13 protein-coding genes are annotated in these 15,041 nt (G+C 66.8%); all 13 read left to right on the forward strand.

Annotated elements, in window-relative coordinates; all coding sequences use genetic code 11:
* Positions 1-1,691, forward strand: a 1,691-nt coding sequence (locus HZR81_RS22115) for an acetyl/propionyl/methylcrotonyl-CoA carboxylase subunit alpha (protein WP_500129276.1), incomplete at its 5' end; no start/stop codon positions are given.
* 170 nt (positions 1,692-1,861) lie between these two features.
* Positions 1,862-2,761, forward strand: a complete 900-nt coding sequence (locus HZR81_RS22120; RefSeq protein ID WP_500129277.1) for a hydroxymethylglutaryl-CoA lyase — start codon at positions 1,862-1,864, stop codon at positions 2,759-2,761.
* Between the two features lie 85 nt (positions 2,762-2,846).
* Positions 2,847-3,542 (forward strand): CoA transferase subunit A, encoded by a 696-nt coding sequence (locus tag HZR81_RS22125; protein ID WP_063540113.1) that lies wholly within the window; start codon positions 2,847-2,849, stop codon positions 3,540-3,542.
* Positions 3,543-3,546: 4 nt separating this feature from the next.
* On the forward strand, positions 3,547-4,176 hold the full coding sequence (locus HZR81_RS22130) for a CoA transferase subunit B (RefSeq protein ID WP_013983790.1): 630 nt from the start codon (positions 3,547-3,549) through the stop codon (positions 4,174-4,176).
* Between the two features lie 257 nt (positions 4,177-4,433).
* Entirely contained in the window at positions 4,434-5,615 is a 1,182-nt protein-coding gene (locus tag HZR81_RS22135; RefSeq protein WP_500129278.1) for an acetyl-CoA C-acetyltransferase, read from the forward strand.
* Between the two features lie 78 nt (positions 5,616-5,693).
* Positions 5,694-6,092, forward strand: coding sequence for a MerR family transcriptional regulator (locus HZR81_RS22140; protein WP_014597531.1), 399 nt, complete (start codon positions 5,694-5,696; stop codon positions 6,090-6,092).
* A gap of 409 nt (positions 6,093-6,501) precedes the next feature.
* Positions 6,502-7,587: a TRAP transporter substrate-binding protein gene (locus tag HZR81_RS22145; protein WP_500129279.1), complete on the forward strand. Its 1,086-nt coding sequence runs from the start codon at positions 6,502-6,504 to the stop codon at positions 7,585-7,587.
* Positions 7,588-7,660: 73 nt separating this feature from the next.
* Positions 7,661-8,263, forward strand: a complete 603-nt coding sequence (locus HZR81_RS22150; RefSeq protein ID WP_500129280.1) for a TRAP transporter small permease subunit — start codon at positions 7,661-7,663, stop codon at positions 8,261-8,263.
* A 16-nt stretch (positions 8,264-8,279) separates the two neighbouring features.
* A complete protein-coding gene (locus HZR81_RS22155) occupies positions 8,280-9,650 on the forward strand; it encodes a TRAP transporter large permease (protein ID WP_011914297.1) in 1,371 nt (456 codons plus the stop codon).
* Positions 9,651-9,726: 76 nt separating this feature from the next.
* Positions 9,727-11,226 carry a sigma-54 interaction domain-containing protein gene (locus HZR81_RS22160; RefSeq protein WP_500129281.1) on the forward strand — a complete coding sequence of 500 codons (1,500 nt, stop codon included), beginning with the start codon at positions 9,727-9,729 and terminating at the stop codon, positions 11,224-11,226.
* Positions 11,227-11,337: 111 nt separating this feature from the next.
* Positions 11,338-11,736, forward strand: coding sequence for a DoxX family protein (locus tag HZR81_RS22165; protein WP_500129282.1), 399 nt, complete (start codon positions 11,338-11,340; stop codon positions 11,734-11,736).
* A gap of 251 nt (positions 11,737-11,987) precedes the next feature.
* Entirely contained in the window at positions 11,988-13,703 is a 1,716-nt protein-coding gene (locus HZR81_RS22170) for a tannase/feruloyl esterase family alpha/beta hydrolase (RefSeq protein ID WP_500129283.1), read from the forward strand.
* A gap of 272 nt (positions 13,704-13,975) precedes the next feature.
* Positions 13,976-15,041 (forward strand): OprD family porin (locus HZR81_RS22175; RefSeq protein WP_500129284.1); only part of this gene is annotated, 1,066 nt, incomplete at its 3' end.

Raw genomic sequence — 15,041 nt, forward strand, 5'->3', positions numbered from 1 at the left:
AGGCCAGCGGCGCCCAGGCGATCCACCCGGGCTACGGCTTTCTCTCGGAGAACGCCGAGTTCGCCCGCGCCATCGAACAGGCCGGGCTGATCTTCCTCGGCCCACCCGCCTCCGCCATCGACGCCATGGGCAGCAAGTCCGCCGCCAAGGCGCTGATGGAAGAAGCCGGCGTGCCGCTGGTGCCCGGCTACCACGGCGAAGCGCAGGACGTGGAAACCTTCCGTGCTGCCGCGGAAAAGATCGGCTACCCGGTGCTGCTCAAGGCCACCGCCGGTGGCGGCGGCAAGGGCATGAAGGTGGTCGAGCGCGAGGCGGACCTGACCGAGGCGCTGGCGTCCGCGCAGCGCGAGGCGCAGTCGTCGTTCGGCGATTCGCGCATGCTGGTCGAGAAATACGTGCTCAAGCCGCGCCATGTGGAAATCCAGGTCTTCGCCGACCAGCACGGCAACTGCCTGTACCTGAATGAGCGCGACTGCTCGATCCAGCGCCGCCATCAGAAGGTGGTCGAAGAGGCCCCTGCCCCCGGCCTGTCCCCCGAGCTGCGCCGTGCCATGGGCGAAGCCGCGGTGAAGGCGGCCAAGGCCATCGGCTACGTCGGCGCCGGCACCGTGGAATTCCTGCTGGATGCCCGTGGCGAATTCTTCTTCATGGAAATGAACACCCGTCTGCAGGTCGAGCACCCGGTCACGGAGGCCATCACCGGCCTCGATCTGGTCGCCTGGCAGATTCGCGTCGCCCGCGGCGAGCCGCTGCCGATCAGCCAGGAGCAGGTGCCGCTGATCGGCCACGCCATCGAGGTGCGGCTGTACGCCGAAGACCCGGACAACGATTTCCTTCCCGCCACCGGCACCCTCGAGCTCTACCGTGAAGCCGCGGATGGTCCGGGCCGTCGCGTCGACAGCGGCGTCGCCGAGGGCGATACCGTGTCGCCGTTCTACGATCCGATGCTCGGCAAGCTGATCGCCTGGGGCGAGAACCGCGAGGAAGCGCGCCTGCGCCTCTTGACCATGCTCGACGAGACCGCCGTCGGCGGCGTGCGCACCAACCTCGCGTTTCTGCGCCGCGTCGTCGGCCATCGCGCCTTTGCCGAGGCCGAGCTGGATACCGGCTTTATCCCGCGCCACGAAAGCGAACTGCTGCGTCCGGCCGGCGAGCTGTCCGATGCCTTCTGGCAGCAGGCTGCCGAGTGCTTCGTACAGAGCGAGCCGACCTCGGTCCGCGACGACGATGCCCATTCGCCGTGGTCCAAGCGCAACGGGCTGCGTTTCGGCATGCCGGCGCAGGTCAGCCTGCATCTGCAGTGCAATGGCGAGAGCCGCCGGCTGAAGGTCGACCCGGCAGCGCCGCGGCAGAACGTCCGCACGCCCAAGGCGATCCGCCAGGGCGATGCACTGTACCTGCAGTGGAACGGCGAATGGCTGGCCGTGCGTGCGTTCGACCCCATCGCCGAAGCCGAGGCCAGCCACCAGCATCACGGCGGCCTAACCGCGCCAATGAACGGCAGTATCGTGCGTGTACTGGTGGAGGCCGGTCAGCATGTCGAAGCCGGTACCGCGCTGATCGTCCTGGAAGCGATGAAGATGGAACACAGCATCCGCAGCGCCCAAGCCGGCGTGGTCAAGAGCCTGTTCTGCAGCGAAGGCGAAATGGTCAGCGAAGGCGCGGTGCTGCTGGAGATGGAAGAGGCGTGAAGGATGCACAAGCCGGACGCCTCGGCTGACACACGGCGACATCGGTGGGCTGAAGCCCACCCTACGGTGGACGCGTGCAGGTTTCGTAGGGTGGGCTTTAGCCCACCAGCGGCGCCACAATTCAACGACACGGGTGAAGGCTCGCTAAGCGTTCACCCCCTGGAGGACATATGAGCCTGCCCAAACAGGTCCGGCTGGTGGAAGTCGGCCCGCGTGACGGTCTGCAGAACGAGCAGCAGCCGATCAGCGTGGCGGACAAGGTGCGCCTGGTAGACGACCTCAGCGCCGCCGGCCTCGCCTATATCGAAGTCGGCAGCTTCGTCTCGCCCAAGTGGGTGCCACAGATGGCGGGCTCCGCCGAAGTCTTCGCGCAGATCCAGCGCAAGGCCGGGGTCACTTACGCGGCGCTGACGCCGAACATGAAGGGCCTGGAGGCGGCCATCGAGGCCGGCGTGAAGGAAGTCGCGGTGTTCGGTGCGGCCTCCGAAGCTTTCTCGCAGAAGAACATCAACTGCTCCATCGCCGAGAGCCTGGCACGCTTCGCGCCTTTGATGGAGGCTGCCCGCGAGCACGGCATTCGCGTGCGTGGCTACGTTTCCTGCGTGCTCGGCTGCCCTTATGAGGGTGAGGTATCGCCAGCCAAGGTCGCCGAAGTGGCCCGCGAGCTGTATGCCATGGGCTGCTACGAGGTTTCCCTGGGCGACACCATCGGCACCGGCACACCGGGCAAGACCCGCACCCTGTTCGATACCGTGGCCCGCGAAGTGCCGCGCGAACGGTTGGCCGGGCATTTCCACGACACCTACGGCCAGGCGCTGGCGAATATCTATGCGAGCCTCTTGGAAGGCATCGCCGTGTTCGACAGCTCGGTTGCCGGCCTCGGCGGTTGCCCTTACGCCAAAGGCGCCAGCGGCAATGTCGCCAGCGAAGACGTGCTGTACATGTTCAACGGGCTGGACATAGCCACCGGCATCGACCTCGACGCACTGATCGCCGCCGGCCAGCGCATCAGCCAGCTGCTGGGGCGCGCCAACGGTTCGCGGGTCGCCCGCGCCAGACTGGCCGGTTAGCGGCACCGTTCTTGCTAAACCCTATTCGTCGGGCGCCCATTCAGGTAGCGCCCGGCACGGACAGAACAACAAGTAGAGGTAATTCATGAACAAGATTTACCCCAGCGCCGCCCACGCCCTGGAAGGGTTGGTTCAGGACGGCATGACCATCGCCGTCGGCGGCTTCGGCCTGTGCGGCATCCCCGAGCAGCTGATCGGCGCGCTGCGCGACAGCGGCAAGAAGGACCTGACTGCCATCAGCAACAACGCCGGTGTCGACGGTTTCGGCCTCGGCCTGCTGCTGGAGACGCGGCAGATCAGCAAGATGATTTCTTCCTACGTGGGCGAGAACAAGGAGTTCGAGCGCCAGTACCTGGCCGGCGAGCTGGCCCTGGAGTTCACCCCGCAGGGCACCCTGGCGGAGAAGCTGCGTGCCGGCGGCGCGGGCATCCCGGCGTTCTACACCAGGACCGGCTACGGCACCCTGGTGGCCGAAGGCAAGGAAACCCGCCAGTTCAACGGCGAGTGGTACGTGATGGAAGAATCGCTGACCGCGGACCTGGCCCTGGTCAAGGCATGGAAGGCCGACAAGGCCGGCAACCTGCTGTTTCGCAAGACCGCGCGCAACTTCAACCCGCTGGCAGCGATGGCCGGCGAGGTCTGCGTCGTCGAGGTGGAGGAGATCGTCGAGACCGGCGAGCTGGACCCGGACCAGATTCACCTGCCGGGTATCTACGTGCATCGCATCGTGCACAACCCGAACCCGGAAAAACGCATCGAAAAACGCACGGTGAGGAGCTGAGACCATGGCCTGGACACGTGAACAGATGGCGCAACGCGCCGCCCAGGAGCTGCAGGACGGCTTCTACGTCAACCTCGGTATCGGCCTGCCGACCCTGGTCGCCAACTACATCCCCGAAGGCATGGACGTCTGGCTGCAGAGCGAGAACGGCCTGCTCGGCATCGGCCCCTTCCCCAGCGAGGAAGAGATCGATCCGGACCTGATCAACGCCGGCAAGCAGACCGTCACCGCCCTGCCCGGCTCGAGCTTCTTCGATAACGCGCAGAGCTTCGCCATGATCCGCGGCGGTCACATCAACCTGGCCATCCTCGGCGCCATGCAGGTGTCGGAAAAGGGCGACCTGGCCAACTGGATGATCCCCGGCAAGATGGTCAAGGGCATGGGCGGCGCGATGGACCTGGTGGCCGGCGTCAAGCGCGTCGTGGTGCTGATGGAGCACACCGCCAAGGGCGGCGCGCACAAGATCCTGCCGGCCTGCGACCTGCCGCTCACCGGCCTCGGCGTGGTCGACCGGATCATCACCGACCTCGGCGTGCTGGACGTCACCGAGCAGGGCCTGAAGCTGGTGGAGCTGGCCGAAGGCGTCAGCTTCGAGGAGCTGCAAGCGGCCACCGGCTGCCCGATCCAGCGCTGAAGTCTGGGTGCGGGAAGCACGCCGGAGCACCCCTTGCCCGCCGCGTCTTCCCGCCTGCCGCGAACGCCCCGCGCCGGCGGCGCGCCAGCACTGGCCAGTCACCCAGGCGCCCGTATACTGCGGCATCGACCGGTCTGCCAGCGCGCTGACCAACGGCTTGCCCCCTGTCGTTCGAGGGCACCCTTTCCCGGAGCCAGGCCGTGTGCCTGGTCCTCGCGTTACGCTCCGGCGTAGCGCTTTTTTATTCGGAGTCCGTCATGCAAGACGTCGTCATCGTAGCTGCAACCCGCACCGCCATCGGCAGTTTCCAGGGCTCGCTAGCCAATGTGCCGGCAGTCGAACTGGGCGCCACCGTGATCCGCGCCCTGCTGGAAAAGACCGGCATCGACCCGACTCAGGTCGATGAAGTCATCCTCGGCCATGTGCTCACCGCCGGCGCCGGGCAGAACACCGCGCGCCAGGCCTCGATCAAGGCCGGCCTGCCCCACGCGGTACCGTCCATGACGCTGAACAAGGTATGCGGCTCGGGCCTCAAGGCCGTGCATCTGGCCGTGCAGGCGATCCGCTGCGGCGATGCCGAAGTGGTCATCGCCGGCGGCATGGAGAACATGAGCCTGGCGCCCTACGTTCTGCCCGGCGCACGCACCGGCCTGCGCATGGGCCACGCGCAGATCGTCGATACCATGATTACCGACGGCCTGTGGGACGCCTTCAACGACTACCACATGGGCATCACCGCGGAGAACCTGGCCGACAAATACGGCATCGACCGCGCCCAGCAGGACGCCTTCGCCGCGCAGTCGCAGCAGCGCGCCGCGGCGGCCATCGAAAGCGGCCGCTTCGATGCCGAGATCACCCCGGTCATGATTCCCCAGCGCAAGGGCGACCCGGTCGCCTTCGCCCGTGACGAGCAGCCGCGCGCCGGCACCACGGCCGAATCCCTCGGCGGCCTGCGTGCAGCCTTCAAGAAGGACGGCTGCGTCACCGCCGGCAACGCCTCGACCCTCAACGACGGCGCCGCCGCGGTGGTGCTGATGAGCGCCAGCAAGGCCGAGGCCCTGGGCCTGCCGGTGCTGGCCAAGATCGCCGGCTACGCCAACGCCGGCGTCGACCCGGCGATCATGGGCATCGGCCCGGTCACCGCCACCCGTCGCTGCCTGGAAAAGGCCGGCTGGACGCTGGCCGAGCTGGACCTGATCGAAGCCAACGAAGCCTTCGCCGTGCAGGCGCTGTCGGTAGGTAAGGAATTGGGCTGGGATGCCGATAAGGTCAACGTGAACGGCGGCGCCATCGCCCTCGGCCACCCGATCGGCGCCTCGGGCTGCCGTATCCTGGTGACCCTGCTGCACGAGATGCAGCGCCGCGACGTTCGCAAGGGCCTGGCAACACTGTGCATCGGTGGTGGCCAGGGAGTAGCCTTGGCAGTCGAACGCGCCTGAACGCGCCATCGCGGCAGGGCATGCTGGCAGACACGCGCCCGGATCACCGGGCGCGACAGAGGATGATCGGAAGGAATCATGGCGAAACAGACCTACAGTATTTCCGACCTGGCCAATGAGCTGGACATCACCACTCGCGCCATCCGCTTCTATGAAGAGCAGGGCATGCTCACCCCGACCCGTCGCGGTCAGGAACGCATCTATTCACCCAAGGATCGCGTCGCGCTGAAGCTGATCCTGCGCGGCAAGCGCATCGGCTTTTCGCTGGCCGAATGCAAGACGCTGATCGAGCTCTACGACCCCAAGGCCGGCAACCAGAAGCAGCTGAACATCATGCTGCAGATGATCGCCGAGCGGCGCCAGCAGCTGGAGCAGCAGCTGCTCGACATCCAGCAGATGCAGCTGGAGCTGGACACCGCCGAAGAGCGCTGCCGCAGCGCCCTGGAAAGCACATTGGCCAAGCAAGCGGCCAGCTGATCGCACGCCCTCCGCTTTACTCCTCTCATCCGGCGTCGCGCCCCGCGCAACGCCGGATTTGTTTTGTCCGCCAGTCAGCCATTGCGCCTGTCCACGGATATGGACATGTTCCAGAATTCCGGACACTGCCGCATATCCAACCGGGCAGTGTCTGTCGCAGCGGACACCGCTATCGTCCTGCAATCACTCCAATAGCGCTGCAGACCGCGCCTTTCCTCGTTCGCGGGCGATAGGCACAGAACCTGCAGTCCACCCTGCGACGCCAGAACAAACCAAAGAACAAGACTGGCGCCGGATCGGCAGCATCGGCTCGGCCTCTGTTCTTGTTCTGGCCTGTTAACGCCCTCGACCCACGGGCGGTTACGCGTCCGCCCTCGGGCACCAGAACAACAACAAGAAGGAAACCTGCATGTCGACCAAGAACAAACTCTCCCGTATCGCCTGCGCCATCGGTGCCACCACCCTGCTCGGCGCCAGCCTGCTCAGTGGCGTCGCCAGCGCCGCGGAAAAGATCCGCTGGCAGGTGCCGCTGGCCTTCCCTTCCCACCTGATCGGCCTCTCCACTCCGGTCAAGCACCTCTCCGAATCGCTCAAGGCCGTGTCCGGCGGCGACATCCAGCTGCGTCACTACGAGCCGGGCGAGCTGGTGCCGCCGTTCGAGATCATGGATGCGGTGAGCAGCGGCAAGTACCCGGCCGGCTACACCTGGATCGGCTACGACCAGGGCACCATCCCGGCCCTGCCGCTGTACTCCGGCGCGCCGTTCAACATGGAGCCGCCGGCGCACCTGGCCTGGTACTACCAGGGTGACGGCAAGAAGCTGCTCGAGGAGATCTACGCCGAGCGCAATATCCACCCAATGCTGTGCAGCATCATCGGCCCGGAAGGCGCCGGCTGGTTCGCCAAGCCCATCGAGAAGCTGGACGACTTCGACGGCCTGCGCATCCGCTTCGCCGGTATCGGCGGCAAGGTGCTGGAAAAGCTCGGCGCCTCGGTGACCATGGTGCCGGGCGGCGAGATCTACCAGGCGCTGGAGCGCAAGACCATCGACGCCACCGAGTTCTCGCAGCCGGCGGTGGACAAGATGCTCGGCCTGGACCAGATCATCAAAAACTACATCATGCCCGGCTGGCACCAGACACTGACCACCTCGCACCTGCTGGTGAACAAGGACGTCTGGGACAAGCTCGCGCCGGAAAGCCGCGCACTCATCGAGATGGGTTGCGAGTCGGCCACGCTCAAGGGCTTTGCCGAAAGCGAGTGGGCCCAGCCGACCGCGCTGCGTGACTACCAGAAGCAGGGAGTGAAGGCCCAGGTGCTGCCTGAGCCGGTACTGCGCGAGCTGCAAAAGGTCACCGACGAGGTGCTCGACGAGATGGCCGCCAAGGACGAGATGTTCAAGCGCGTGCTGACCAGCCAGCGTGAGTTCATGCAGCACCACTCGATCTGGCACGGCATGGGCTATCTGCCGCGCGACTTCCACAAGTACGACTAACAGCTGCGCCTAAGCCAGCGGGCACGGCGACGTGCCCGCGTTCATCACCTGTGCCGAGATTCCGAGGTCCGTCGTGTCCTTCAAGCCCGTCTCTCCCGATGCGCCAGCGCCCGACGCGCTGCCGTACAACCGCATCTCGCGGCCGCTGGATCGCCTGCTGGTGGCCATCGGCGAAGCCAGCGCCTGGCTCTGGCTGGCGGTTCTGCTGGTCGTGCTGGCCAACGTGTTCAGCCGCTTTGCCCTCTCGCGCGGTTCCATCGCGCTGGAGGAACTGTCCTGGCACCTGTTCGGCGCCGCCCTGATGCTCGCCCTCGCCTACGCCGTGGTGCGCGACGACCATGTGCGAGTCGACGTGCTACGCGAACGCTTCAGCCTGCGCAGCCAGGCCTGGATCGAGCTGCTGGCCATCGCCCTGCTGGCCCTGCCGGTGATCGCGCTGATGATCGATGCGCTGATTCCCTACGCCTACAAGGCCTACCTCTACAGCGAGCGCTCCCAGGCGCCCAGCGGGCTGCCCCATCGCTTCATCTTCAAGAGCGTGCTGCCCATTGGCCTTGCGCTGGTGGCGCTGGCGCTGCTGTCCCGCGCGTTGCGCTGCAGCACCCTGCTGTTCAATTTCCCGCGGGCCCTGACGGCCCCCTCGGACGAGCGCGACCGCACTCGTTCGCAGCCCTGATGGAGTAGTCGCAATCATGGGTCTGGAAGAAATCCTCGTCATCGCCATGTTCGCCAGCTTCATGGGCCTGCTGCTGCTCGGCTTCCCGGTCGCCTGGTCGCTGGCCGGCATCGGCCTGCTGTTCGCCGTGCTCGGCTATGTGCTGGTCGAACACTTCGACGCCAATCTCTGGTTCACCTGGGACGGCACCATCGGCGTGCTCGACGCGCGCATCTACGGCATCGTCGCCAATGAGCTGATGGTTGCCCTGCCGCTGTTCATCTTCATGGGCATCATGCTCGACCGCTCCGGCATTGCCGAGCGTCTGATGCACAGCCTGGTGCGCGTGCTCGGCCCGCTGCGCGGCGGCTATGCGGTGACGGTGGTGGTGGTCGGCATCCTGCTCGCCGCCTCCACCGGCATCGTCGGCGCCTCGGTGGCGCTGCTCGGCATGCTCTCCATCGGGCCGATGCTGCAAGCCAACTACAACAAGAGCCTGGCGGTGGGCACTGCCTGCTCGGTGGGTACGCTGGGCATTCTGATTCCGCCGAGCATCATGCTGGTGCTGATGGCCGACCGCCTCGGCACCTCGGAGGCTTCGGTGGGCAAGCTGTTCATGGGCGCGCTGATTCCGGGAATGATGCTGGCGCTGATGTACGTGCTGTACATCGTCATCACCGCCTGGCTGAAAAAAGATTTCGCCCCGGCCCCGGTCAACCGGCCGAAGCTCGACGGCCGTGCCCTGCTCGACGTGTTCTGGGCCGTGGTGCCGCCGCTGGCGCTGATCTTCGCCGTGCTCGGCTCGATCTTCTTCGGCATCGCCACCACCACCGAGGCTTCGGCAGTGGGCGCCTTCGGTGCGTTGCTGATGGCCGCCGGTAGCCGCCGGCTGAGCCTGCCGGTGCTCAAGGATGCGCTGTATCAGACCAGCCGCACCGCCGCGTTCATCTTCGGCATCTTCATCGGCGCCACGGTATTCGCCGCCGTGCTGCGCGGCCTGGGTGGCGACGATGTGATCCGCGCGGCGCTCACCGGCCTGCCGTTCGGCCAGACCGGCGTGCTGCTCACGGTGCTGGCGATCACCTTCCTGCTGGGGTTCTTCCTCGACTGGGTGGAGATCACCCTGATCATCCTGCCGCTGGTGGCGCCGGTACTGTTCTCCATGGGCGTCGATCCGCTGTGGTTCGCGATTCTCTTCGCGCTGTGCCTGCAGACCTCGTTCCTCACACCGCCGGTGGGCTTCGCGCTGTTCTACATCAAGGGCGTCTGCCCACCGGGCATCACTACCCGCGATGTCTACCTCGGCGTGCTGCCCTATATCCTCATCCAGCTGCTCGGCCTGGCCCTGGTGTTCTATTTCGCACCGCTGGCCACCTGGCTGCCCAACGAAGTGTACTCCCAGCCCTGAGCATGTCCCGGTTGCCTTGCCCGTGGCAGCCGGGGCCAACCATAATCGGCCGCTCCAGAACGGACCCTGACTGCCCATGAGCATTGCCCGCGACGCACTCGACAACCACGGCCTGATCGTCGGCGTATCCCCGGAACGTTTCCGTGCCGTGGCCGTGCCTCTGTTGTTCGATCACCTCAACGCGCAGTGTGAGGGCACCATCGCGGTCAACCGTCAGGCGCGCATCGTCTGGATCAACGACAAGTACGCCGAGAAGGTCGGCATTCGCGATCCGTCCAGCGTGCTCGGCAAGAAGATCGAGGAAGTGCTGCCGGCCAGCCGCCTGCGCGAGGTGGTGGAAAGCGGCCAGCCGAGCATGCTCGACCTGATGGCCTTCGGCGACGAGCACTTCGTGGTCACCCGCATCCCACTGCGCGACGAGGACGGCACCCTGGTCGGCGCGCTGGGCTTCGTGCTGTTCGACCGCGCTCGCCACCTCAAGCCGCTGATGTCCAAGTACACCAGCCTGCAGACCCAGCTGGTCGCCACCCAGAACGAACTGGCCAAGGCACGCCGGGCGCGTTACACCATCGCCGGTTTCATCGGCAACAGCCCGGCTGCCAGCGAAATCAAGCGTCAGGCCCGGCGCGCCGCGCAGCTCGATGCCACGGTGCTGCTGCGTGGCGAGACCGGCACCGGCAAGGAGCTGCTGGCCCAGGGCATCCATAACCTCTCGCCGCGGGCGCGCGGGCCCTTCGTCGCGGTCAACGTCGCGGCGATTCCGGAAAGCCTGGTGGAAGCCGAGCTGTTCGGCACCGCCCCCGGCGCCTTTACCGGTGCCGACCGCAAGGCGCGCATCGGCAAGTTCGAGGTGGCCAACGGCGGCACGCTGTTCCTCGACGAGATCGGCGACCTGCCGCTGCCGCTGCAGGCCAAGCTGCTGCGCGTGCTGCAGGAGCAGGAGGTCGAGCCGCTGGGCTCCAACCAGGTCAAGGCGCTCAACGTGCGGGTGATCGCCGCGACCCATATCGACCTGGAAGCCAAGGTTGCCGCCGGCCAGTTCCGCGATGACCTCTACTACCGCCTCAACGTCCTGGCCCTGCGCGTGCCGCCGTTGCGCGAGCGCGCCAGCGACATCCCCGCCGTGGTCGAGCACCTGCTGGACGACATCGCCAACCGCTCCGGCCAACCGCCGATGGAGCTGAGCCCCGAGGCGCTGGCGCTGCTCTGCGCGCAACCCTGGCGCGGCAACGTGCGCGAGCTGGGCAACCTGCTGGAGCGCGCGCAACTGTCCGCCGATGGCCCGCAGCTGCAGGCTGCGCACCTGCTGCCGCTGCTGGGCGAACAGGCGCGCTCGGCCGACGCGCCGGCCTATGCGTCAAGCGCGCCAAGCGCTGCCCTGCCGACCGAGGCGGCGCCGAGCGAAGAACTGCCGCTGCAACCGCTGGCGCAGACCCTCGCCCAGGCCGAGCGGCGCGCCCTGCAGAGCGCACTGGCCGCCTGCAAGGGCAACCGTCGGCGCGCCGCCATGGAGCTCGGCATCTCCCGCGCCAGCCTCTACAGCAAGCTGCAGCAGCATGGCCTGAGCCAGCGCTGAGCGGCCTAACGCGCGGGTTGGCGCCAACCGCGACGCGGCAATGTCACAGCGGCTGATCTACATTGGAGTCAGGGCCGCCGACTCCCGGCGCCGCAACTGGGATGCGCGAAGATGACAGACGATGCAGGCAAACTCGTTCTCAGGCTCTCGGTCGGCGTACTGATGCTGCTGCATGGCATCCACAAGCTGCTGCATGGCGTCGACGGTATCGGCGGCATGCTGGCCGGCATGGGGCTGCCGACGTTTCTCGCCTACGGCGTCTACCTGGGTGAGGTGGTCGGGCCGCTGCTGGTGATCGTCGGCCTGTATACCCGCCTCGGCGCCCTGCTGATGCTGGGCAATATGGTCGTCGCCCTCGCCCTGGCGCACCGGGCCGAGCTGTTCGACATCGGGCCGATGGGCGGCTGGGCCATCGAACTGCAGGGTCTGTTCCTGTTCGGCTCGCTGGCCATCCTGCTGCTCGGCGCTGGGCGCTACAGCGTCGGGGGGCTGAACGGCCGCTACAACTAGCCACCTGAGTGTCCGGCGCGGCGGACAGTCGTCCAGCGCGCCGGACACCTTTCTTCGCCGCTTCCAGTCCTTCGGCCATCCCGCAGCCTGCTGCGCTTCCGACTTTCCCCCTGAGCTAGAGCCTTCGCCCAAGCCGCAGCGACCGGCCATCGCCTGCTGCGCGCCCGCCCACGGCGGTGGCATGGCATTGGCTTGACCGCCGTTGCGCCCGTGTGGCGCACGGCCCGAAAACAAGAAGAAGGAAAGCCTCAATGATGCATCCATCCTGCAATTCGCTTGCGCGCTGTTCCCTGCCCCTGGCCTCCCTCGCCCTGGCACTGCTGGCCAGCCAGTCCGCCCAGGCGGCGACCTGCACCGAGCTGCTCGGTCGCGAGATTCCGGCCGAGGCCATCGGCCTACCTACCAGCGGCGCCCGCGTCACGGCGGCGACCCCGGTGGGCGCCGGCGGCAGCGCCCCGCAGACGTTCGGCGCCTATTGCGATGTCAGCGCCGAGATTCGCCCGGTCGATCCCGCCGCACCGGCAATCCGCATGCGCCTGGTGCTGCCCGAACAATGGAACCGCAAGGCGATGATGTTCGGCGGCGGCGGTTACAACGGCACGGTGCCGAACGTCGCCGGCAACGTCCCCGCCGGCCCGCTGGATCAACCCACGCCGCTCGGCCGTGGCTACGCGGTGTTCGGCAGCGATTCCGGGCATGTGGCCGATCCGCTCAGCCCCGGCTCCTTCGCCTGGAACGACGAAGCCCTGGCCAACTACGCCCACGATGCGCTGAAGAAAACCCGCGATGCCGCCGTCTACCTGATCGAACAACGCTACGGCGCCACGCCCGAGCGCAGCTATTTCGCTGGTGGCTCCACCGGTGGCCGCGAGGCGCTGGCCGTGGTGCAGCAATGGCCGACCGACTTCAACGGCGCCATCGTCCTATACCCCGCCTACAACGCGCTGGCGCTGGACCTGCAGTTCGGCCGCATCACCCGCGCCCTCGCCCAGCCCGGCGCCTTTCCCAGCCTGGAGAAACGTGCCGCACTGCTGGAAGCCGCGATGCAGGCCTGTGACGGACTGGACGGCGTGCGCGACGGCGTGATCAGCCATCAGGCCGCGTGCAATGCGCAGTTCGACCCCGCCCGCGCCAAGCTCAACGGCAAACCGCTGCGTTGCCCGGGCGGTGCCGACACCTCGCAGCGTTGCCTGTCGGATGCGCAGATCCAGGCGCTGCGGGTGTTCAACAGCCCGATCCGCTTCAACTTCCCGCTGGCCAGCGGCGAAACCCACTACCCCGGCTTCAACACCTGGGGCACCGACCTCGGCCGGCCGGGTGAAGGCGTGCAGCTGGTGGTCAACCGCCTCGGCCTCAACACCCTGCAGCCGAGCTACCCGATGCCCGTGCACGGCACCGGCTTCGCCGAGGGCGCGCCCTACCATTCGGGCTTCTGGGATGAATGGGTGCGCTTCTTCGTGACGCGCAACCCCACGTTCAATTCGCTGACCCTCGACCCGCAGAACCCCGCCCCATGGCAGGCGCGCATCAGCGAGCTGTCGCTGCGCCAGGACGTCAACCAGACCGACCTCACCGCCTTTGCCCGCAACGGCGGCAAGATCCTCATGGCCCATGGCACTTCCGACCAGCTGGTGAGCACCCGCGCCACCGCCGAGTACTACGAGCGTGTGCGCCGCGACATGGGCCCGGGCAAGGCCAAGCACTTCCTGCGCTACTACGAGATCCCCGGCTACGGCCACGCCGCCAGCACGGTGTTCAGCGCCGCCTGGGATTCGCTGACCGCGCTGGAACAATGGGTCGAGCAGGGCCAACCGCCACGCAAGCAGATCGTCGCCGATAGCGTCGGAGTTCCCGGCCGCACCCGCCCGCTGTGCGAATACCCCGGCTGGCCGAAGTACGTCGGCAAAGGCGACGTCAATGCCGCATCGAGCTTCGTCTGCGTGAAGAGCCGCAAGGGCATCCGCTAGCACCTGAACCGGCGCCGGCTCCCCGGCCGGCGCCCTCCTCCAACCGTCCGCCGCGCTGGACACCGCCTCGCCAAAGCTGGCTGCGCGCCATACATGTCCAGCCTGCCGGACGCTTTTCATACCGTGCCCAAAGCATGCCACTGAGCCGCGCAGTCGCTCTGGCGCGAGGCCTACAGCCGAACAGACCGACCATTTCCGCGACTGGCACGCCTTTCGCTCTATGCCCTGTAGCCGCCCGAGAGCGGCCCAAAACAACAACAAGAGGAAACACCATGCGACTGCACCACAAATCCCTCTGCCACATCCTCTGCGGCGGCGCCGTAGTGATCGCCACCAGCCCCGCCAGCGCCGCCTTCATCGAAGACAGCAAGGCCAGCATCGACCTGCGCAACTTCTACATGAACCGCGACTTCCGCCAGTCTGGCGCCGCTCAGTCCAAGGCCGAGGAGTGGGCCCAGGGCTTCATGCTGAAAATGGAGTCCGGCTACACCGAAGGCCCGGTCGGCTTCGGTCTGGATGCCATCGGCCTGCTCGGCGTCAAGCTCGACTCCGGCTCCGGTCGCGGCGGCACCGGCCTGCTGCCACGCTCGGCTTCCGGTGAACCGGCGGACGACTACGGCACGGCAGGCCTGACGGTGAAGGCCAAGCTGTCCGCCACCACGCTGCACGTGGGGACCCTGCAACCGGTGATTCCGGTGCTGATGCGCAATGACAGCCGCCTGCTGCCGAACATCTATCGCGGCGCCTGGCTGCAGAGCAAGGAGGTCGCAGGCCTCACGCTGGATCTCGGCATGCTCGATCGCACGAGCTACCGCGACTCGTCCAACTACGAAGAGATGACGGTGTTCAACGGCGGGCTGCGCAACATCACCCTTGGCAGCAATACCACGAGCGACGAGTTCCGCTTCGCCGGCGGGCGTTACGACTGGTCGCCGCAGCTTGCCACCAGCTACTACTACGGCGGACTGGACGGCATCTACGACCAGCACAACTTCAACGTCGTGCACGTGCTGCCGCTCGGCGATAAGCAGAGCTTCAAGACCGACCTGCGCTATGTGCGCTCCACCGACGACGGCGGCAGCAACGTCGACAACGATGCCTTCGGCGCGCTGTTCACCTACAAGCATGGCGGTCATGCCTTCACCGGCGGTTACCAGCACATGAGCGGCGATACCGGCTTCGCCTACGTCGCCGGTGGCGACAATGCGCTGATCAACCTGCTGCAGATCAACGACTTCGGCAACCAGGACGAACGTTCCTGGCAGGTCCGTTATGACTACGACTTCGCCGCCATGGGCATTCCGGGACTGAGCCTGATGACCCGCTACGTCTCCGGCG

It is taken from the genome of Pseudomonas sp. LM13, assembly GCF_041381355.1.
Classification (GTDB): Bacteria; Pseudomonadota; Gammaproteobacteria; order Pseudomonadales; family Pseudomonadaceae; genus Stutzerimonas; species Stutzerimonas frequens.

What these genes read in the sequence shown, in the direction of transcription:
- HZR81_RS22120 (WP_500129277.1), top strand. Translation starts at nt 1,862, where the DNA reads ATGAGCCTGCCCAAACAGGTCCGGCTGGTGGAAGTCGGCCCGCGTGAC.
- HZR81_RS22125 (WP_063540113.1), top strand. Translation starts at nt 2,847, where the DNA reads ATGAACAAGATTTACCCCAGCGCCGCCCACGCCCTGGAAGGGTTGGTT.
- HZR81_RS22130 (WP_013983790.1), top strand. Translation starts at nt 3,547, where the DNA reads ATGGCCTGGACACGTGAACAGATGGCGCAACGCGCCGCCCAGGAGCTG.
- HZR81_RS22135 (WP_500129278.1), top strand. Translation starts at nt 4,434, where the DNA reads ATGCAAGACGTCGTCATCGTAGCTGCAACCCGCACCGCCATCGGCAGT.
- HZR81_RS22140 (WP_014597531.1), top strand. Translation starts at nt 5,694, where the DNA reads ATGGCGAAACAGACCTACAGTATTTCCGACCTGGCCAATGAGCTGGAC.
- HZR81_RS22145 (WP_500129279.1), top strand. Translation starts at nt 6,502, where the DNA reads ATGTCGACCAAGAACAAACTCTCCCGTATCGCCTGCGCCATCGGTGCC.
- HZR81_RS22155 (WP_011914297.1), top strand. Translation starts at nt 8,280, where the DNA reads ATGGGTCTGGAAGAAATCCTCGTCATCGCCATGTTCGCCAGCTTCATG.
- HZR81_RS22160 (WP_500129281.1), top strand. Translation starts at nt 9,727, where the DNA reads ATGAGCATTGCCCGCGACGCACTCGACAACCACGGCCTGATCGTCGGC.
- HZR81_RS22165 (WP_500129282.1), top strand. Translation starts at nt 11,338, where the DNA reads ATGACAGACGATGCAGGCAAACTCGTTCTCAGGCTCTCGGTCGGCGTA.
- HZR81_RS22170 (WP_500129283.1), top strand. Translation starts at nt 11,988, where the DNA reads ATGATGCATCCATCCTGCAATTCGCTTGCGCGCTGTTCCCTGCCCCTG.